Raw genomic sequence first — 19656 nt, 5'->3', positions numbered from 1 at the left:
AATCTATGCCGGCAGCGGGCTTTAGGTTAACGCACAGGACGAAAAACGGCAGCTTTTCAGGGGGACAGCGGCAGCGTGCGGCATTGAAAAAGAAAAGCCCTGCTAGGAGCGGGCTTTTGAGCAATCTGTTTCTTTGGTTCTCTTGTAAATCCACATATAATAAAGCTTAGATGCCCACGCCATGGCGAAGTGCCCGAGGAAATTTTCCGGTGGATAGGTATATTTCGAGTGGATGATGCCTGTCCTCATAAGGAGAACGTCTGTTGCAACGGCCGTTATGCATGCCGAAATCACTCCGGCTCTTGGGAACAGGTGAATCTGTGCAGCGGCCATAAGTGCAAGAAATGCTGAGAAAAGGGGAGCTACCGTAAAATGCTCCCGCCAAGTATGCTTGCTGCCGATGCCGAATTTATAGCTGCGGGTCATAGCCTGTACATACAGGGTATTCATACCGGTAACCCAAATACAGAAATATAAGGAGAGAAACAAGACAGCAGGCTGCCGTTTTTGCAGTTCTCTATCCCAAAATTGGCTCCACTTAAAATAAAATGGAAGAAGGAAAAGTGTGTAGAGCGGACTCCACCAATATGTTTTGTATACTTTCCATTTCCTGAACAGGTACTCAATCATGGTGAAGGCGGCTGCTGTCCCAATCCGCCCTTTCCAGCCGCTGTTTGCTTTCGCCAGAGCAAGCGCCGCGATGGGAATGAAGATGGACTGTGAGAACACAGCGCCGACCACATTGTCAATGTAGCGCCTGCGGCTCAGCTTCGGCTTGTACTTGTAGGCTTTTCCAAGAACCAGCACTACGTATTCAAAGATATAGGCAAAGCCAATGTTGGACATGAGCGACACAAACAGCTGTTTTTTGTCCGGCTCCTTGTGCCATACACGCCCAAGCAGCAGCAGGTGAATGAGCATGAGCAGCAGAAAAGGCGCATTATTCTTATTGAATCTGTTTCGCATGGTTTCCTCCGTGCCGCAATTTTTATAGGTAAGAAAAGTGTTTGTTAAACAGAAGGAATTATGCAATGCGGTCTCCCGTATCCAAGGGGAAAAAGAGGGGTTTTGCGGCAGGGGAAGCAGAAAATAACCTCCTGCACAAGGCTATTCTGCGAGGTCATTTCCTGCTTCTGTCGGGGGCTGTATAAGGTTTTCTCCGTACAGTTTATTAATTTCCTTCACGGTCTCATCAATAAACTCATCGGATAAAATGGGCCGTCGTTCCTTCATCCTGCGGCTCCTCCAATCCATGTGCCGTACTGTATGGTATTAATATAACCAGTCTGCAAAAATGTAGTCTCCGCCTGCATGAATGCATATTTACTTTTACCAAATTTGGGAGTATGATAGGGAGCAGTTTCAAATTTCTAAATCGCTGAAACCAATGCGGTGCGGGGGAACCAGGTTTGTGGGTTTATTTTGAATCCAAGGGGTGAATCCTTTTAGGTAGGGCTACTCAAGGTCCGAATCCGTCAGCTAACCTCGTAAGCGTTCATATGAGAAGGAAGGTGGAACTTGTGACACAGAAAAAATAATGTGCCTGCAAGTTTATTCGTGATGGCTTGCAGGCTTTTTTATTTATCCGGCTTTTGCTTTGTATAATTCTACATATTAGAAAAACGGATGGTGAGCAAACCATGTTTTCTGCGATAAAAAGATTCTTAATCGGACGTCCTTTAAAGTCCACCGAACTGGGAGAGCAGAAGCTGAATAAGACAAAAGCGCTGGCAATTCTTTCATCTGACGCCTTGTCATCGGTTGCGTACGGCCCTGAACAAATCTTAATTGTGCTGGTCACGCTGGGAACGGCTGCTTTCTGGTATTCGCTTCCCATTGCTGTTGGAGTGCTCATTCTGCTTACGGCACTGATTTTTTCGTACAGACAAATCATTTTTGCTTATCCGCATGGCGGCGGAGCCTATGTTGTGTCAAAGAACAATTTGGGGACGAATGCCGGATTGGTGGCCGGCGGCTCCTTGCTGGTGGACTACATTCTAACAGTTGCGGTAAGTGTCTCCGCTGGGACGGATGCCATCACGTCCGCTTTCCCATCCTTGCATGCGCACACGGTGGGAATCGCCATTATTTTCGTGATATTTCTGACCATCTTGAACCTGCGGGGCGTAACGGAATCTGCGTCCATCCTGGCGTATCCTGTATATTTGTTCGTGCTGGCGCTGTTTATCTTAATTGCAGTCGGTCTCTATAAGGTTGCCACAGGCGCCGTGCCGCCGGACTTGCATGCGCCAATCGGCACGCCGATTGCGGGAGTCAGCCTTTTTATTCTGCTGCGGGCATTTGCTTCGGGAAGCTCTGCTTTGACAGGCGTGGAGGCCATCTCCAACGCCATCCCGAACTTTAAAGACCCGGCACCCAAGAATGCGGCCAAAACGCTCCTGATGATGGGGGGGCTGCTCGCCCTGCTGTTCACAGGCATAGTGTATTTGGCATATTACTACGCCATTGTTCCGAACGCGGAAGAAACCGTTGTCTCACAGATTGCTGATAAGACCTTTGGCAGAGGCTTTATGTATTTCTTCATTCAAGGAACAACGGCTTTGATTCTGGTTCTCGCGGCCAATACCGGATACTCGGCATTTCCGCTTCTGGCGGTGAATCTGGCCAAGGATAAGTTCATTCCGCGCATGTTCCTGATCCGGGGGGACCGGCTTGGATATTCCAACGGCATTATCATCCTTGGACTCGCGGCCATCATCCTCATCGTTGCGTTCCAGGCACAAACAGAACATCTCATTCCGCTGTATGCGGTGGGTGTGTTTCTTCCGTTTACCTTGTCACAATCAGGGATGATGGTGAAATGGCTCAAGGAAAAGCCGGAGGGATGGGTGCCCAAATTTATCATCAATACAACAGGCGCCCTGATCAGCCTCATCGTTACACTCATGTTTTTCCTGACAAAGTTTCAGCAGGTCTGGTCCATTTTAATTTTCCTGCCAATTATCATTTTCCTGTTTCATCGAATCCGCAAGCACTATGATGCGGTGGGAGAACAGCTGCGGATTGCTGCTGAACAGCCGCATGTTCCCATCGAGGGCAATGTGATTATTGTTCCTGTTGCGGGCATCACACAAGTGGTGGAGAATTCCCTGAACTATGCGAAATCACTGTCTGCCGATCAAATTATCGCGGTGTATGTCGGCTTTGAACGAGAAGAGGAAAAAGCCTTCGAGGAAAAGTGGAAGAAGTGGCAGCCGGATGTGCGGCTTGTAACGCTGTACTCCCACTATCGGAGCATCATTCAGCCACTGACAAAATTTGTGGATACAGTCGAGCACAAGGCAAGCCAGCACAATTACCGCGTGACAGTAATCATTCCGCAGTTTATACCGAAGCGCAGCTGGGAGAATATTTTGCACAACCAGTCAAGCCTGCTGATCCGATCCTTCCTGCTGTACAGACGAAATGTAATTGTGTCCACTGTGCCGTATCACCTAAAGAAATAGATTAAACCTGCGAAGCTTGAGAAGGCAGCCTTACGGGCTGCCTTCTGTTATTTCCAGAAATGATAAAAGGCAAACAACATACCCGGCGGGCCATCATTGTTTGCCGATTTGCTCCATATTTTCTTCTGCAGTAAACCAGACTTTAAAGTGTACTGTCTATTTGGAAAGCCGATGCTTTTCAGCAACATCCAGCTGTGTAATCTTTCCGTCATGAATCACAATCGTTACAGATCCGTACTTAATTTTCTCCACCAAGGCAACCAAATAGTTGATCTCTGACTGCTTCATCTCCGCCACATATACTCCCCCTCGGGCAATCGTCCCTTTTATTTCTCTGTTTTCCTCACAAAATGGTATCCCTTCTCGAGTTCACTGGTGGTCCATTCAAACAGATGCTTCTCTTCTTTCTTATACATACCGGAGGCAATCAGCTGTTCAATCCAATATTGCTTTCGCTTTTCCAGCATGCCGCGAAGTAGACGGCTCATCTGTTACACATCCCATTCTTTAAATCTGTTGGGGCACCGGTGCACTGCAGCTTTGAATGAAGGAAACCATTTCTGCCGCAATTTTTTCTTTATCGTAGTCCATGGAAGCCACATGATAGGAATCATACAACGGAACGATCTGTTTGATGTCTGAACGGACCAGTTGCATCATTTCATCTGTGTTTTCGGGCGGGACGACATGGTCCTCCACGGAGGCAAATGCCAGAACCGGGCAATGGATTTGCGAAAGTCGTGTTCTCGTTTCATCTGCCAGCTGCAGAAGCTGCTGTATGGCGGAAACAGGAGCCTTTGTGTAAGTAATTTCATATACATCCGGATCCTTAATGTCAGGCGCATCTTCCTCCAACAGCAACGAAGGATCCTGATGCCGAAATGCTTCAAAGGCAGGTATGGTTGTCATCGCAGCGTTAATCAGAATGATACCGGCAACCGGATGCGTGCCGGCCAGATGAGAGGTAAGTGTGCCGCCCATAGATTGGCCGATTACATAGATCTCCCTGCACTGCTCCTGCAGAAACTGATAGCCTTGCTCCAGGCTGTGCAGCCAATCCTTATACGTGCATTGCGCCATTTCCTCATAATGCGTGCCGTGCCCGGCCAATCGGACGCCATATACGGTGAAGCCCTGCGCAGCCAGGCTTTCGCCCAGAAAGCGGACGCTTTGCGGCGTTCCGGAAAAGCCGTGCGAAATCAGGATGCCAGTGTCGCCTCCCGGAAAGAAGAAGGCCTCAGCCCCCGGCAAAATTGGGTAATTCTTCATTTCGTTTCCTCCTTCTGCAGCATTAGCTTCCAATGTGGCAAATATAGAAGAAGACACCAATGCCACAAAGTGGTTCAGGTGCCTTTGGTTGACCAATCGGCTTACACTTATACATCCCATATTAAAATGTATTATTCCTATGAGTCAAGTATGAATTAGGGCATTTGGATTATTTTTTCATATGCAGCATACTTTTTATGATAAAAGCTTTTATTTGAAACTTAGTAAAAATTTGGTTGACATTCCGGTGATGTCGAAGGTAATATTAAGAACAATTCAACACGCTTTGACCGATCAGGCAGACTGAAGGTCCTTAACTTTCCAGGTTAAGGACCTTTTTTGTTTCTTAAAAAAAAGTTAACTGATTGGATTAGTTTAATAAGGAGGGGCATATGGGGGTTCACATTACATCGCTTACCAAGGCATTTGGGAAGCAAAAGCAGACTGTTGTACTTGAGGACATCAATTTGCAGGTTGGAAAGGGAGAGTTCATCACCATCATTGGGCCAAGCGGATGCGGCAAAAGCACGCTGCTGAAGCTGGCGGCAGGATTGGACGGCGAGTATGACGGAAGCATTGAGATGAATGGCGAGGCAATTGCCGGCCCCGGGGTGAAGCAGGGCTTCATTTTTCAGGAGCACAGGCTGTTTCCCTGGCTGACCGTCGAGAACAATATCGCTGCCGATTTGTCCTTGCGCAATCCAAAGGTGCGCAGGGAGGTGGATGAGCTGATTGAGCTGGTGAGGTTGCAAGGCTTCGAGCAAGCTTATCCGAGGGAGCTGTCGGGAGGCATGTCCCAACGTGTGGCCATAGCAAGGGCACTGCTGCGGAAGCCGGAGGTGCTGCTGCTTGATGAGCCGTTCGGAGCATTGGACGCTTTCACCCGAACACATCTGCAGGAGGCGCTGCTGGAGATTTGGCAGAAGCAGCGGACGACCATGATTCTCGTAACCCACGATATTGATGAGTCTATTTATCTGGCGGACCGGGTTGTGATTATGAGCACCAAGCCGGGGCGCATCAGCAGCATCATTCCCATCGGTCTGCCGCATCCGCGCAAACGCGGGAGCCGGCCGTTTCAGGAGCTGCGGCAAAAGGTTCTGGGGGAGTTTGAAAAGGTGGAAGAGCTGCAGTTGATAGATGGCTCAGGAATTTAAAAGGAGGGGAAGAAGAATGAAAAAGCGGAGATTGATTGTATCTGTACTGGCAGCTGTGCTGCTGACAGCAGGATGCACAAGCAAAACGACAAGCGGGGACAACAAAGAGACAGAGAAGGTCACTATTAACATCGGAATTCAGCAAAGTCTTGGACCTTTGCTTATTGCCAAGGAAAAGGGGTGGTTCGAGGAGGAGTTTCGGAAAACAGGGCAGGAAGTGAAGTGGACCGTATTCCAGAGCGGACCGCCGCATTTTGAGGCCTTGGCTGCCAACCGGCTGGATTTCGGAGCAGTGGGAAATTCACCGGTTATTGCAGGGCAGGCGGCAGGCATTCCTTTTACTGAAATTGCTTTGAGCGGCGATGGCTTGAAGGGGAACGCAATTCTTGTAAAGTCCGGCAGCCCAATTCAGAATCTGGCAGATTTAAAGGGCAAGAAGATTGCAGTGGCCAAAGGCAGCAGCGGATTTAACCTCCTGTACCGGGCGCTGGATCAGGCCGGACTGAAGCCGGAGGATGTGAAAATTATTCAGCTGCAGCCGGACGAAGCGCAGCCTGCTTTTGAATCAGGGGCTGTGGATGCCTGGTCCATCTGGGAGCCGTTCATTTCCCTGCAAACCATTACCAATGGGGCAAGGGTGCTTGAGGATGGGCAATCACTGCATGTATATTCACCGGGCTTTGTGATTGCACGTACGGCATTTGTAAAGAAGCATCCGGAGCTGGCTGTACGTTTCCTGAAGGTGTATGAAAAAGCAAGGCTGTTTGAACAGGAGCACCGCGAAGAAGTTATTGACCTGTACGCCAACGCGAAGAAGATTGATCAAGCAATTATTCGCCGGGTGCTGGAAAACAATCAGTCACTTAATCAGCCCATTACAAAGGAAATCATTCGCGCGCAGCAGGACACAGCTGACTTTCAATATTCTCTAAAGGCCATTACAAAGCAGATTGACACATCCAAAGTTGTGGATAACTCCTACATCCAGCAAGCGCTGAAGGAAGTGCGGGAAGAACAGAAAAAGTGAGGGGATGACAAATGAGTAAAGGAAAAGGAACAGCTGATGTGATACATGCCGGCGGCCTCAGAAGATATGGGTGGCCGCAGCTGGCCGGGGGAAGCAGTTCTTGGCGTACCGTTGGCATACTTCGGGGTCTCGCGTTGCCTGTATTGATTGTATTGGTTTGGCAGGCAGGCTGCACACTGCTGCAGGTATCTCCGACTGTGCTGCCGGCGCCGCTGCAAATTTTGCAGACGCTGCAGGACCTGCTGCAGTCCGGGGAGTTGATCAATCATTTGGCAGTCAGTGTGACCCGGGCACTTACCGGCTTTCTGCTGGGAGCCGGTCCCGGTCTTCTCCTGGGCATGCTGATCGGATTGTCGCGGCGCACTGAACAGTTCATGGACCCGACATTACAGATGCTGCGCACCGTGCCCCATCTGGCACTCGCGCCATTATTCATCCTTTGGTTTGGGCTTGGAGAGCTGTCCAAGGTGCTGCTGATCGCTCTTGGCGCTTTCTTTCCGCTGTATGTCAACACGTTTCTTGGCATTCGCGGCGTGGACCAAAAACTGTTTGATGTGGCCCGCATTCTGGAGTTCAGCCGCAGGAAGCAGGCAACAAAGCTGATTTTGCCGGCAGCACTTCCCAATATTCTGCTGGGTATCCGGCTGTCGCTCGGGGCAGCATGGCTCGGACTGGTTGTATCAGAGCTCATGGGAGCGAGCGAAGGCATCGGCTATCTCATCATGGATGCCCGGCAGTTCTCACGCACCGAGGTGGTGTTCATCGGCATTCTCATTTTTGCCATTGGCGGCAAGGCGGCGGATTCCTTTGTCCGCATACTGGAATCCCGGCTGCTGCGCTGGAGGGACAGCTATCAGGGAAAGGAAAGGTGAATATTCCTCCTAAAACCAAGTAAAAACATTTGGAAAATATGATTTGAGGAGGGAGCACAATGGCACAAATCGTCATTATTTCTGGAAGTCCGGCAGCGGTCTCCCGTTCCGCAGCTTTGTCTGCCTATATACGCGAAAAGGCGGAAGCGTCGGGATATACAGCAGAAGCTTTTGCCGTGCGGGATTTACCGCCGGAGGATTTAGTGTACGCGCGCTGGGACAGTCCGGCAATCCAAGAAGCCCAGGCGGCTGTGGCGGAGGCTGGCGCAGTTATCCTCGTCGGCCCGGTATATAAAGCAAGCTATCCAGGTGTGCTGAAGGCATTCCTGGATCTCATCCCTGAGAAAGGTCTATCGGGGAAGATTCTTCTTCCTATCGCAACCGGTGGGACAGTTGCCCATCTGCTTTCGTTGGAGTATGCCTATAAGCCGCTGTTGTCAGTATTGGGAGCAAGAGAGTTTATTGATGGAGTATATCTGTTGGAAAGGCAACTGGCTTATCAGGGACATCAGCTGACATTTCTGGATGCGGAAGCGGAGCAGCGCCTGCTGGCGGCAGTTGAGGGGCTGCTGTCCCGTTTGCAGCAAAATCAATAAAGGAGAGTGGAGAAAAGCATGGATATTTTATGGTTTATTCCGACGCATGGAGACAGCCGGTATTTGGGAACAGCAAAGGGGGGAAGAACAGCGGATTTCTCGTATTTCCGCCAGGTGGCACAGGCGGCTGACCGCCTTGGATACACAGGCGTGCTGATTCCTACGGGGAGATCCTGCGAAGATCCTTGGACACTGGCCTCTGCTTTGTCTGCGGTGACGGAGCGTCTGAAGTTTCTGATTGCGGTCCGGCCTGGCATCATGTCTCCTTCCGTGGCGGCACGCATGGCCGCCACCGTTGACCGGATTTCAGACGGCCGCCTGTTGATCAACGTTGTGGCCGGCGGAGATCCGGTTGAATTGGCTGGCGATGGGTTGTTCTTATCCCACGATGAACGGTATGAGGTGACGGATGAGTTCCTGACAGTATGGCGACAGCTGCTGGAGGGGCGCGAAGTAAACTACGCCGGGAAGCATCTTCGGATTGAAGGCGGACAGCAGCTGTTTCCGCCGGTGCAGCAGCCGCACCCGCCAATTTATTTTGGCGGCTCCTCACCGGCTGGCCAGGCGGTGGCGGCGAAGCATACAGATGTATACCTGACATGGGGCGAGCCGCCTGCCCAGGTGGAGGAAAAGATCAGGCAGGTCCGCCGATTGGCGGAACAAGAGGGAAGAACTGTCCGATTCGGCATCCGGCTGCATGTCATTGTGCGGGAAACCGAACAGGAAGCTTGGGAAGCAGCCGATCGCTTAATTCAGCATGTGGATCAAGGGATAATTGAAGCTGCGCAGCGCACGCTGGCGCGCCAGGATTCTGTAGGACAGAAGCGGATGCTGCAGCTGCATAATGGAGGCAGAGAAGCATTGGAAATCAGCCCCAATCTTTGGGCCGGCGTCGGCCTTGTCCGCGGGGGAGCAGGCACGGCGCTCGTCGGAAGTCCGGAGCAGGTCGCAGCCCGGATCAAGGAATATGAGAACTTGGGGATAGACACCTTTGTCCTGTCCGGCTATCCGCATTTGGAGGAAGCCTATCAATTTGCCGAGCTGGTGTTTCCGATGCTGCCGTTTTCCGGGCAAAAAGCATGCAGGGGCGGCAAGCATATGCCGGCCGGCGAGATGATTGCAAATCAGTATGCTCCACAGACCGCCAGCAAAATATAGCTGATTGCAATATGAAATGAGCAGGCGCCCCTAGGAGGACCTGCTCATTTTACTGCGAAAACACCTATCTTTGAGAGAAAGATAGGTGCTTTTGATTTGCCGCCGGCTAACCCATTAGCAATACATAACACCCTCTAATACACCCTCCCCAGTTGTAAGACCCTGGAATTCATCTTCCAACTTCTTTTTCTATCTGCTAAATAGTATGAAAAAGAGTGCAGAAGGCTATACAAATGGAGATATGGGTATGTTAGTGTTGAGAATAAATGGAGGCTTTATCTTGTTTCGTGATAGGACGCAAAAGTTTTGAAATGTTGGCAAGGCAAGGTGGGAAAGGGATGGAAAATAAGCGGGAACGAATTGCCAAGCAGGTGGCCTGGCTGAGTATCATAAGCAATATTGTGCTGACGGTTGGAAAAATCGGAATTGGCTTGTACGCGGGAAGTGAAGGGGTGGTGGCGGACGGAATCCACTCTGCAGCCGATGTATTTGCATCCGCCATCGTATTGCTGGTGATCGGGATGGCAAATAAGCCGGCAGACCTGGAGCACCCATATGGCCATGGAAAGGCAGAAGTCATTATTTCCGGCATTGTCGGTGTGCTGCTGGGCGCGGTATCTTTCTACATTGTATATGAGGCTGTCAGCGGCTTTTGGCATCCGCTCGAAGCGCCGACGATTGTGGCGATGTGGGTGGCGCTCTTCTCTTATGCGGCCAAGCTGATGCTGTATCGATATTCGCTGAATGTCGCAACGAAATACAGCAGTAAGGCAATTGAAGCCATCGCCTATGACCATAAAGCCGATATTGTCGCATCCCTGGCAGCAGCTGCGGGTGTTCTCTTATCCATCCTGGGGAAAAGACTGGATATTACAGCTCTTTTGTATGGAGATAAGATTGCCAGTATCTTTGTGGCCTATCTGATTTTCAGAATTGCCAAGGAAATGTGCACGGAAGCATTTGATATTCTATTGGAGCGAAGCGTGGATTCGCAGGTGCTTGAGGGCTACAAAGCCGTTGTGCAGCAGTTTCCGGAAGTGAAGAGAATTGACCGGATCCGGGCCAGGGAGCATGGGCATTATGTGCTTGTGGATCTTCGAATTTCCATTGATCATGACAGGACCATTAAAGAAGGACATGACTTGGGCAGAGAGATTAAGCGCGCCTTAATGGAAACGTACAATGAGGTGAATGAGGTGCTGATTCATTTAAATCCTTATTTTCCCGAGTAGCAGCCTGCATCCAATATGCGTAAGCGGCGCCGGCAGAGCCATCCTGGCATGGTTCGCCGGCGCAGGGCGGCTGTGTTCGCAAAAAGGAAATCAAGAACTGGAGGAGCGGATTCCGTCATATTCATCAAGAAAAATTGATGAAGGGCTTACGGAAGCCGCCTCTGCTTATGTATACTAAAAGCATCTAACAATTTGCTGAGGGGAAATGCACTCATGACAGCAGGAAAACAGCGGTTTGATCTGTATGAGAAGAAGTTTAAAGCATTGGCGGACGGAAAGCGTCTCGAAATCCTGTATGAGCTTTGTCAAAGGGGGAAAACATGCGTATGTGATTTGACAGACATCTTTGATATGCCGCAGTCCAAGCTGTCTTATCATTTGAAAGTCTTGCTGGAGGCAGGCTTCATCACGAAGGAAACGAAGGGGACATGGAGCTATTACGATTTGCATGACAGCGAAGTCAACAGTCTGTTGTCGGAGGAATTGTGCTTCGTGTTCCGAAAAGCGGAAACGGGCAAAAGCTGCTGCTAGTCTTTGCTTGTCTCCGTTTGAGGTGTATATCAACTTTTTTTGATGAAAGTAGACTGAAGGGGAATTGGACATGAAGCGTTTATCATTCTTGGATCAGTATTTAACACTTTGGATTTTCCTGGCGATGGCAGCGGGCATCGGGCTGGGATTTGTATTTCCCGGCTTCGTTGACGGGCTGAACCGCCTGCAGGCCGGCACAACCTCCGTTCCGTTGGCAGTCGGTTTAATGCTCATGATGTATCCGCCGCTGGCAAAGGTCCGCTATGAGGAAATGGGGCGTGTGTTCAAGGATGTGAAAGTCCTGGTGCTGTCCCTTGTGCAGAACTGGATCATTGGACCTGTTCTCATGTTTGTGCTGGCAATCGTGTTCCTGCCTGATAAGCCTGAATACATGGTCGGACTTATTCTGATTGGGCTTGCCCGCTGTATTGCCATGGTCATTGTGTGGAATGACTTGGCGAATGGAGACGCGGAGTATGCGGCTGGGCTTGTGGCATTTAACTCTGTATTTCAAATGATTTTCTTCTCTCTATATGCCTACGTATTCGTTACAATCATTCCAGCATGGTTTGGCATACAAGGCGCCATCATTCATATTACCATGGCAGAGGTTGCGAAGTCCGTGCTGATTTACTTGGGAATCCCGTTCTTTGGCGGTATGCTGACACGCCTCACATTGGTCAGAGCGAAGGGAAGACAATGGTATGAAAAGGTCTTTATCCCGAAAATCAGCCCGATGACACTTGCTGCGCTGCTCTTCACAATTGTCATCATGTTCTCCCTGAAAGGAGAAATGATTGTAAGCCTGCCGCTTGACGTGGTGCGCATTGCCATTCCGTTGCTGGTGTACTTTATGGTTATGTTCTTTGTTTCCTTCTTCCTTGGAAGAAGAATTGGGGCGGGCTATCCTGTCACAACCACACTGGCATTTACTGCAGGAAGCAACAATTTTGAACTCGCCATTGCGGTGGCTGTCGGCGTATTCGGTATTCACTCTGGTGCGGCATTTGCCGCTGTCATCGGACCGCTTGTGGAGGTGCCGGTCATGATTGCGCTCGTCAACGTGGCGTTCTGGTTCAAGCGCAAATACTTTGCGGAATCTGTTTAATATTGGGGAAAGGTGGAAGTCAACATGGAAAACAAGAAAATGATCTATTTTTTGTGCACCGGAAACTCTTGCCGCAGCCAGATGGCGGAAGCATGGGGAAAGAAGTATTTGGGTGATCAATGGGATGTATATTCAGCTGGAATTGAAGCGCACGGTGTAAACCCGAATGCTGTAAAAGCCATGGCAGAGGTTGGAATGGATATCAGCGGGCAGACTTCGGATGTAACTGAACCAAGCATGTTAAATCGGGCAGATTTGGTTGTAACGCTATGCAGCCACGCTGATGCAGTGTGCCCGGCGACACCGCCACGTGTGCCGCGTGTACATTGGGGGTTTGATGATCCTGCAGGGAAGGAATGGTCCGAGTTTCAGCGTGTACGCGATGAAATTGGAGCAAGAATCAAAGAGTTTGCGGAAACGGGTAAATAAACGGATTGTAAGGATATGGTCAAGCAAGTGGAAGAAAAGGTGGATGCCTGATTCCGGGCTTCAAGCAAACCATATTTCAGGCTGCCGAATACAGGCGGCCTTTTCTTTTGAGAATTGCCAAGGGTCACGCTGCTGTCTGGACGATAAACCATTTTGGCTGGCGGGGAGCCGCCTTTTGAGAGAAAAGCAGCTGTAAGCAATGGCAAGACCTCATCTTTCCTTTGTCCAAAAAAGCTGAAGAGGCGCTATTCTGTTTCTCTAGACCCACTCGAATTTCCCGTGATATGATGCAAAAGTTCTAAAATATCGACAAGGCAAGGTGAGAAACGGGTGGAGAACCAGCGGGAACGGATTGCCAAGCAAGTAGCTTGGTTGAGCATAGTAAGTAACATCGTGCTGACTTTCGGAAAGATTGGTATCGGTATGTATGCAGGGAGTGAGGGCGTGCTGGCAGACGGTATCCACTCTGCGGCTGACGTATTCGCATCTGTGATTGTTCTGCTTGTCATTGGCATGGCAAACAAACCGGCGGACCCTGAGCATCCATACGGCCATGGAAAGGCAGAGGTTATTATTTCCGGCATCGTCGGCGTGTTGCTGCTGATGGTGTCCTTATATATCGTGTATGAGGCTGTAAGCGGTTTTTGGCATCCGCTTGAAGCGCCGACAATTTTGGCGATGTGGGTGGCGCTCTTTTCTTACGCGGCTAAGATGGTTCTGTACAGATATTCGCTTGCTGTTGCCCGGAAGCACCACAGTAAGGCAATTGAAGCGATTGCCTATGACCATAAGGCTGACATTGTTGCCTCCTTGGCGGCGGCAGCGGGGGTCCTTTTATCAATTGCCGGGGAAAAGCTGGATGTTGCCATTCTCCTGTACGGTGATAGAATCGCCGGTATTTTCGTTGCCTATCTTATTTTTAAGATTGCCAAGGAAATGTGCACGGAGGCCTTTCATATTTTGCTGGAGCGCAGCGTGGAGCCCGAGCTCCTGGACAGCTACAAGGCCGTCGTGCAGCAGTTTCCGGAGGTGCGCAGAATTGACCGGATTCGGGCCAGAGAGCACGGGCATTATGTGCTTGTGGACCTTCGGATTTCAATCTATCATGAGAAGACGATCAAAGAGGGGCATGACTTGGGCAGGGACATTAAGCGCGCCTTAATGGACAAGTATAATGAGATTGAAGAAGTGCTGATTCATTTAAATCCATATTTTCCGGAGGGATAAATCGCACTATGAGTCAGGCGGCAGTTTTCCGCCTTTAGCAGAATTAAACAGAATCGCCGGACCGCAGCGGAAGCAGAGCCCCGCTGTCCGGCAAAGAAGGAACTCCCTGTCAAACAGCTTGGCAGGGAGTTCTTTTGCCAGACAGCTGCCGCGCATGGCGGGCCTTCAAAATCCGCATATAACTTGTCTTCTATCAGACACCTTGTCCACAAGACTAGCATATGATAGATCAGATAGAAACGAAGGAGGTGATGATATGCATTCCTATAACAATCGGTATAACAGCTTGAATGACTATAATGATAGATACAGCCAGAACTACCGTCATGATCTTGATATGGATGACCCAAGCATGGTGCGTTTCTTGGGAACCCTCAGTCCTGGAACGCGTGTTACGCTGCAATATGACGCGCAGCGGCCTGCTGCAGGGGTCTTTCAAGGCTTTCAAAATGGCAACGTGCTTCTTTCCAACTTCAACGGCTTTCCAGGTGTAACACGTGTCGCTGCAAGCCGTATCAATGCCGTTGCTCCATTTAACAGTGCTTACGGCTGGGGCTATAACGACTGACGAGCCAATGCCAGTGTTGCCGGGAAGCGGTCTTAAGCCTTTTCCCATTTTAGAGGGCTGGACGCATTCTGCGTCCAGCCCTTTTTTCAGGCATTACATTCCTATAGACCGGAAAATGCGACGCAGGCCGTACATGGAGCAGAGCGCGCATTAATCAACGTCCTTCAGCGTAGGCTCCATATGCACGTGAACATCATATACGCCGTGTGTCCGCTTGAGTTCATCCTCTACCTTGGTGGCCAAACGATGGGCATCCTGTATATCCAAATGGGACCCGACCAGAAGAACCAAGTCGACGACAGTGTGGCTGCCATAGCTTCGGGCGCGCAGGTTTTCCACCCCTTTTACACCGGGAGTGGCCAATACAGTCTGTCGGTATTTCTCCAGCATTTCCTCATCAAATCCGTCAGTCAGATGATGGGTTGCCTCGCGGAAAATATCCCAGGCTGTTTTGCAAATCAGCAATCCAACTGCCGCAGCTGTAAGGGAATCCAGCCAGTTAAGATGGAATTGGGACCCGATGATGCCGATGGCTGCCCCAATACTGACCCAAGCGTCAGACAGGTTATCTTTCGCAGCAGCCATCACAGCCTGACTGTTAATTTGCAACGCCAGTTTTTTGTTGTACTGATATACGAAGTACATGACTACAGCACAAAACAGACCTGTCCAGGCCGCCAACAAATCAGGTGCTCCGCCGCCGCCGTCGCGAATAGAAGAGACGGCTCCGTACAGCACTTGCAGTCCCACTGCCATCATAATAAAGGAGGCCAGCAGGGAAGCAATGGTTTCCGCCTTCCAATGTCCATACGGATGGTCGCGGTCAGCCGGCTTTCTTGAGAAACGCAGCCCGATCAAGACAGCAATGGAGGCCGCAATATCTGTTGTGTTGTTCAAGCCGTCTGCTCGCAAGGCTTCTGAATTGGCAGTGTAGCCAATGAACAGCTTTAAAACAGACAAACAAACATAGGCGATGATACTGATGATGGCTCCTTTTTCTCCAAGCTTTATATCATGATACCGTGGCTGTTCCATATTTCACCCTCCCATTTCCTTTTACTGCCATCATAGCAAGCGGAAATGGAGTGGGTCTACAGCAATGTTGTTTCCCTATCCTCACTAAATAAGAAGCAAGAAAAAAAGTTGAAGCCGGTGAACATGTAGCAGGGAGGAGGTTGTTGGGTATTTTTAGATACAGGAGGTTACTGTACTATTCCATGGAGAGGACTGCCCGGTATACGTGCATCAGGCTGCTTCCTCTGCCCTAAGCAGCACTGTCTAAAAAACAGTCTTACTCCATGTACATGCCAAAATCCTCTGGTACAAACAAGGACATTCCCGCCGCCGCATACACATCATAACGAACACCATTTTTCGCGGGGGTGAAGGAATGAGCATACTGGCAGCAATCGGCTACATGATCAAGGAATTCCTTCTGTTTGTGTCATACGTCAAAAACAATGCGTTTCCACAGCCACTGCCGCCTGAGGATGAGCAGCGTTATCTGCAGCTGATGGAGGAAGGGGACGCGCATGCGCGGAATATGCTAATAGAACACAATCTTCGACTCGTTGCGCATATCGTAAAGAAGTTTGAGAACACAGGCGAAGACTCCGAAGACCTCATTTCCATCGGCACCATTGGACTGATTAAGGCGATTGAGAGCTACTCACAGGGCAAGGGGACCAAGCTGGCGACGTATGCGGCCCGGTGCATTGAGAACGAAATCCTGATGCATCTGCGCGCCCTGAAGAAGACAAAGAAGGATGTCTCGTTGCATGACCCGATCGGGCAGGATAAGGAAGGCAATGAAATCAGTCTCATTGATATCTTAAAGTCCGAATCAGACGATGTAATTGATACCATTCAGTTGAACATGGAGCTGGAGAAGATCAGGGAGTATATCGGCATTTTGGATGACCGGGAGAAGGAGGTCATCCTGAACCGGTTCGGGCTTGGGATGGATAAGGAGAAGACGCAGCGGGAAATTGCGAAGGCACTGGGGATTTCGCGCAGCTATGTATCCCGGATTGAGAAGCGGGCGCTGATGAAGATGTATCATGAGTTTGCCAGGGCGGAAAAAGAGAAGAAGAGCAAGGGATGAAAGGGAGTTCTAAAAGCAGGAGCGTCTGCTTTTAGAGCTCTTTTCTTGTTTGGAGGATATCCAATGAACCTTATCTGTATCTATTTATTGGAAAATATTATGTAACGAAGGTATGTTCCCATGCTATACTTTTAGTAGAATAGGAGGAACTGCTATGACACTTAAAGTACAAGGACTTACAAAGTCATATGGGGAAACAAAAGCGGTGCAGCAGGTCAATTTTTCGCTTCAGCAAGGCCGTGTGCTCGGGCTGTTGGGCCGTAACGGCGCCGGGAAGACAACCACGATTAAGCTGCTGCTTGGGCTGCTGCAGCCGGATTCCGGCAGCATGACCTGGAATGGCAGGCCGCTGCGGCGGGAGGAGGTATCCATCGGCTATTTGCCGGAGGAGCGCGGTCTGTATGCGAAAACAAAGATTACCGATCAGCTGCGCTATTTCGGCCAGCTGGAGGGCATGACAAGGAAGGAAGCCGATGCTGCCATTGAGTATTGGCTGACGAAGCTTGAGATGACAGAGTACCGGAACAAGAAGGCCGGTGAGCTTTCAAAGGGAAATCAGCAGAAAATCCAAATTATTGCGACGCTCCTTCATAATCCGGAGATTGTGATTCTGGATGAGCCCTTCAGCGGTCTCGATCCGGTGAATGCTTCCGTGCTGGCAAATTTAATTTCGGAGCAGATTCAAGCCGGCAAAACGGTCATTTTCTCGAGCCACCGGATGGAGCAGGTAGAAGCCTTCTGCGAGGAGATTGTGCTGCTGCACCGCGGGCAAATGGTGCTGAGCGGCACGCTGACTGAAATCAAGCAGACATACGGCTATCGGACGCTTACGCTTCCGGGCACAGCCGAGGTCCGGAAAGCGCTGGGAGATTTGGGCAGGGCGTTTGAGGAGCGCGGCCATGATGCGGCTGTCCGTGTGCAGCATGATGAGGAGGCCTTGCATCTGCTTGGGCAGCTGCGGGAAAAGGGCTTGCGCTTCCGCTATTTTCAGATGCTGGAGCCGACCCTGCAGGAAATCTTTGTAGAGAGGGCGCGATGAGATGAGACAGTTTGGGACGGTATTTCTCTTCTATTTAAAGGAGGGCTTTCGCTCAAAGGCAATTATGATTACAGCCGCCATTCTATTCCTGGGGACAATTGGCGTGTTTGGCATCGGCAAGCTGACGAATGGAGATGGCGAGAAGGATAAAATTGCGTATGTGGCGGAGTCGCCGTTATATCAGCTTGACCTGCAGGGGCTGGAGAAGCAGCTGGCTCATGTGGAGTTTAGTAAAGCGGAACCGACAGAAGCCGCCATTGAGAAGGGGGAGCTTGCCGGAATTCTGCGGGTGGAGGAAAAGCAGGGAAGACCGGAAATTTCATATACATATAAGTCGTTTCGCGACGACCAGCTGATAGCTGTGGCAGCGCAAGCTGTGCAGCAGAAGTATTTAGAGCGCGTGATTGCCGAAACAAACACATCTCCGGAGACAGCAGGGAAGCTGCTGACACCGCCGAAGGTACAGGATAAGGTGCTGCAGGATACGATGAGCACCATGGGAGTCGTATATATCTTTACATTCCTAATGTATGTGCTCATCATCAGCTTCGGCTCCGGTGTGGCTACATCGATTGCGGCGGAAAAATCATCGCGTGTCATGGATATTCTTGTTCCCAAGGTAAGGCCCATCCTGCTTATGTACAGCAAGGTGCTTGCAAACCTTTGCACCGGCTTGTTCCAGCTGGCTGTTCTGGCTGCAGCATACGGATTAAGTGTGCTCCTGAAGCTGGCCAAACCCGACCGGCTGAGCATTTTCAGCATGAAGATTGATGTGGACCGGCTGACACCGGCTGTCATTATCGCGTTTGTTTTGTACTTTGCACTTGGCTATCTTGTATATGCCATGCTGTATGCGGCCATTGGCGCCATGGTCAGCAAAACAGAGGATATTGCGTCTGCATCCTTCCCGGTTACGGCCCTTATGGTGGGTGCATTGTTCATCGGGATGAAAGCCATGACGGATGCGAAAGCGACCATTGTGGTGGTTGGCTCCTATATTCCGTTTTTTACGCCGACAACGATGTTTGCCCGGGTGGTAAGCGGAGAAGCGGCAGTATGGGAGGTTGTTGTGACGCTGCTGCTGCTGCTTGTGACATTGGGTATTCTGAACACATTTGCCGGCCGTGTCTACAAGAATGGAGTGTTGAATTACAGCGAGAAGGTGCAGTGGAAGGATCTTCTGCGCTTTGCGCGAAAGCAGTAAGCAAATAGGAAAACGAGGCTCCGGCGGGCCTCGTTTTTTACATTTTTTTCAGTTTTACACTGCTGACCATCAAGAAGGACAGTGCAATCAGCAGCACAAGGAAGACATTCGTAGAGACTGTGCCGGCCAAGAAGTAGCTCAGTGTCAGGAGGCAGCCCGCAACCGTAATCGGGACACCTTGGAAATAGCCGTTGGATTCTGTCACGTTGAAGCGGGCAAGGCGGAAGGCGCCGCAGGCGATGTACAGGATGGTGAAGAAGGCGCCGGGCACACTGTAGTCATAGAGGACGGTCTGGTAAATCAGGAGGGCCGGGGCAACGCCAAAGGACACAAGATCGCAAAGGGAGTCCAACTGCCTGCCGAGCTCAGATTCAATCCCGAGCTTGCGCGCAAGCATGCCGTCGAACCGGTCGGAGAGGGCGGCCAGGAAGATAAAAATGAGTGCGAGTTTGAATTCGTCCTGCAGAGTAAAAAGAAGGGCCGCGCATCCAAGAGACAGATTCACCATCGTGCAGATGTTGGCTGTTTGCGCCTTCAGCTTGCGCAAAGTCGAATCAAGGACCTGTAATAGCAAAGATTCTTCACTCCTTATGGATAGGAAACAAGATTTAGAATATAATAGCAATATTGTACTGGAGAGAATTCTGTTCCGTAAAGATGATTTTAGG

General features: G+C 50.3%; 22 protein-coding genes and 1 riboswitch. Of the genes, 15 read left to right on the top strand and 7 right to left on the bottom strand.

Annotated features, from left to right (window positions below; translation table 11 throughout):
• Positions 1-102: 102 nt before the first annotated feature.
• Positions 103-966 (bottom strand): hypothetical protein, encoded by an 864-nt coding sequence (locus NK662_RS01545; RefSeq protein ID WP_254756655.1) that lies wholly within the window; start codon positions 964-966, stop codon positions 103-105.
• Positions 967-1107: 141 nt separating this feature from the next.
• Positions 1108-1233 carry a hypothetical protein gene (locus NK662_RS23520; protein ID WP_279663167.1) on the bottom strand — a complete coding sequence of 42 codons (126 nt, stop codon included), beginning with the start codon at positions 1231-1233 and terminating at the stop codon, positions 1108-1110.
• Positions 1234-1366: 133 nt separating this feature from the next.
• Positions 1367-1509, top strand: a riboswitch (cyclic di-AMP (ydaO/yuaA leader).
• 131 nt (positions 1510-1640) lie between these two features.
• Here NK662_RS23520 and NK662_RS01540 point away from each other — a divergent pair.
• Positions 1641-3467 (top strand): APC family permease, encoded by a 1827-nt coding sequence (locus tag NK662_RS01540; protein WP_254756653.1) that lies wholly within the window; start codon positions 1641-1643, stop codon positions 3465-3467.
• Between the two features lie 156 nt (positions 3468-3623).
• Here NK662_RS01540 and NK662_RS01535 read toward each other — a convergent pair whose 3' ends face one another.
• The 3 genes from NK662_RS01535 to NK662_RS01525 are packed head-to-tail and all read right to left on the bottom strand — an operon-like array spanning position 3624 to position 4736.
• On the bottom strand, positions 3624-3755 hold the full coding sequence (locus NK662_RS01535) for a YezD family protein (RefSeq protein ID WP_254757423.1): 132 nt from the start codon (positions 3753-3755) through the stop codon (positions 3624-3626).
• 38 nt (positions 3756-3793) lie between these two features.
• Complete coding sequence (locus tag NK662_RS01530) at positions 3794-3955, bottom strand: Fur-regulated basic protein FbpA (RefSeq protein ID WP_254756651.1); 162 nt, start codon at positions 3953-3955, stop codon at positions 3794-3796.
• A 19-nt stretch (positions 3956-3974) separates the two neighbouring features.
• Positions 3975-4736, bottom strand: a complete 762-nt coding sequence (locus NK662_RS01525) for an alpha/beta hydrolase (RefSeq protein WP_254756649.1) — start codon at positions 4734-4736, stop codon at positions 3975-3977.
• Positions 4737-5128: 392 nt separating this feature from the next.
• Between NK662_RS01525 and NK662_RS01520 the strand changes: the two genes are divergently transcribed.
• From NK662_RS01520 to NK662_RS01470, 11 genes are all read left to right on the top strand, one after another.
• Positions 5129-5893: an ABC transporter ATP-binding protein gene (locus NK662_RS01520; protein WP_254756647.1), complete on the top strand. Its 765-nt coding sequence runs from the start codon at positions 5129-5131 to the stop codon at positions 5891-5893.
• Between the two features lie 16 nt (positions 5894-5909).
• Positions 5910-6920 (top strand): aliphatic sulfonate ABC transporter substrate-binding protein, encoded by a 1011-nt coding sequence (locus NK662_RS01515; protein WP_254756645.1) that lies wholly within the window; start codon positions 5910-5912, stop codon positions 6918-6920.
• Between the two features lie 11 nt (positions 6921-6931).
• Positions 6932-7792, top strand: coding sequence for an ABC transporter permease (locus NK662_RS01510; protein ID WP_254756643.1), 861 nt, complete (start codon positions 6932-6934; stop codon positions 7790-7792).
• 59 nt (positions 7793-7851) lie between these two features.
• Entirely contained in the window at positions 7852-8388 is a 537-nt protein-coding gene (gene ssuE, locus NK662_RS01505) for an NADPH-dependent FMN reductase (protein ID WP_254756641.1), read from the top strand.
• 18 nt (positions 8389-8406) lie between these two features.
• Positions 8407-9546, top strand: a complete 1140-nt coding sequence (ssuD, locus tag NK662_RS01500) for an FMNH2-dependent alkanesulfonate monooxygenase (RefSeq protein ID WP_254756639.1) — start codon at positions 8407-8409, stop codon at positions 9544-9546.
• A 338-nt stretch (positions 9547-9884) separates the two neighbouring features.
• Entirely contained in the window at positions 9885-10778 is an 894-nt protein-coding gene (locus NK662_RS01495) for a cation diffusion facilitator family transporter (protein ID WP_254756637.1), read from the top strand.
• Positions 10779-10991: 213 nt separating this feature from the next.
• Positions 10992-11309, top strand: coding sequence for an ArsR/SmtB family transcription factor (locus NK662_RS01490; RefSeq protein ID WP_254756635.1), 318 nt, complete (start codon positions 10992-10994; stop codon positions 11307-11309).
• 70 nt (positions 11310-11379) lie between these two features.
• Positions 11380-12417: an ACR3 family arsenite efflux transporter gene (arsB, locus tag NK662_RS01485; protein ID WP_254756633.1), complete on the top strand. Its 1038-nt coding sequence runs from the start codon at positions 11380-11382 to the stop codon at positions 12415-12417.
• Between the two features lie 24 nt (positions 12418-12441).
• A complete protein-coding gene (gene arsC, locus NK662_RS01480) occupies positions 12442-12846 on the top strand; it encodes an arsenate reductase (thioredoxin) (RefSeq protein WP_254756631.1) in 405 nt (134 codons plus the stop codon).
• Positions 12847-13176: 330 nt separating this feature from the next.
• A complete protein-coding gene (locus NK662_RS01475) occupies positions 13177-14073 on the top strand; it encodes a cation diffusion facilitator family transporter (RefSeq protein WP_254756629.1) in 897 nt (298 codons plus the stop codon).
• 256 nt (positions 14074-14329) lie between these two features.
• Positions 14330-14641, top strand: coding sequence for a hypothetical protein (locus tag NK662_RS01470; protein ID WP_254756627.1), 312 nt, complete (start codon positions 14330-14332; stop codon positions 14639-14641).
• A 150-nt stretch (positions 14642-14791) separates the two neighbouring features.
• Here NK662_RS01470 and NK662_RS01465 read toward each other — a convergent pair whose 3' ends face one another.
• Complete coding sequence (locus tag NK662_RS01465; RefSeq protein WP_254756625.1) at positions 14792-15676, bottom strand: cation diffusion facilitator family transporter; 885 nt, start codon at positions 15674-15676, stop codon at positions 14792-14794.
• Positions 15677-16031: 355 nt separating this feature from the next.
• Here NK662_RS01465 and sigK point away from each other — a divergent pair, with 355 nt between their 5' ends.
• The 3 genes from sigK to NK662_RS01450 all read left to right on the top strand — a co-directional run bounded on the left by sigK (position 16032) and on the right by NK662_RS01450 (position 18988).
• Positions 16032-16745 carry an RNA polymerase sporulation sigma factor SigK gene (gene sigK, locus NK662_RS01460; RefSeq protein WP_254756623.1) on the top strand — a complete coding sequence of 238 codons (714 nt, stop codon included), beginning with the start codon at positions 16032-16034 and terminating at the stop codon, positions 16743-16745.
• 154 nt (positions 16746-16899) lie between these two features.
• The gene (locus tag NK662_RS01455; RefSeq protein WP_254756621.1) at positions 16900-17784 is read left to right on the top strand and encodes an ABC transporter ATP-binding protein; all 885 of its coding nucleotides are present in this window, start codon (positions 16900-16902) and stop codon (positions 17782-17784) included.
• Position 17785: 1 nt separating this feature from the next.
• Complete coding sequence (locus NK662_RS01450; protein WP_254756619.1) at positions 17786-18988, top strand: ABC transporter permease; 1203 nt, start codon at positions 17786-17788, stop codon at positions 18986-18988.
• A 37-nt stretch (positions 18989-19025) separates the two neighbouring features.
• Here the strand turns inward: NK662_RS01450 and pssA are convergent, their stop codons facing one another.
• The gene (gene pssA / locus NK662_RS01445) at positions 19026-19562 is read right to left on the bottom strand and encodes a CDP-diacylglycerol--serine O-phosphatidyltransferase (protein ID WP_254756617.1); all 537 of its coding nucleotides are present in this window, start codon (positions 19560-19562) and stop codon (positions 19026-19028) included.
• Positions 19563-19656 lie beyond the last annotated feature (94 nt).

The organism is Ectobacillus ponti, from assembly GCF_024294785.1.
GTDB lineage: Bacteria > Bacillota > Bacilli > Bacillales > Bacillaceae_G > Ectobacillus > Ectobacillus ponti.
Note: the sequence above shows the minus strand (reverse complement) of the source record. Positions and strands in the feature narration are given on the sequence as shown.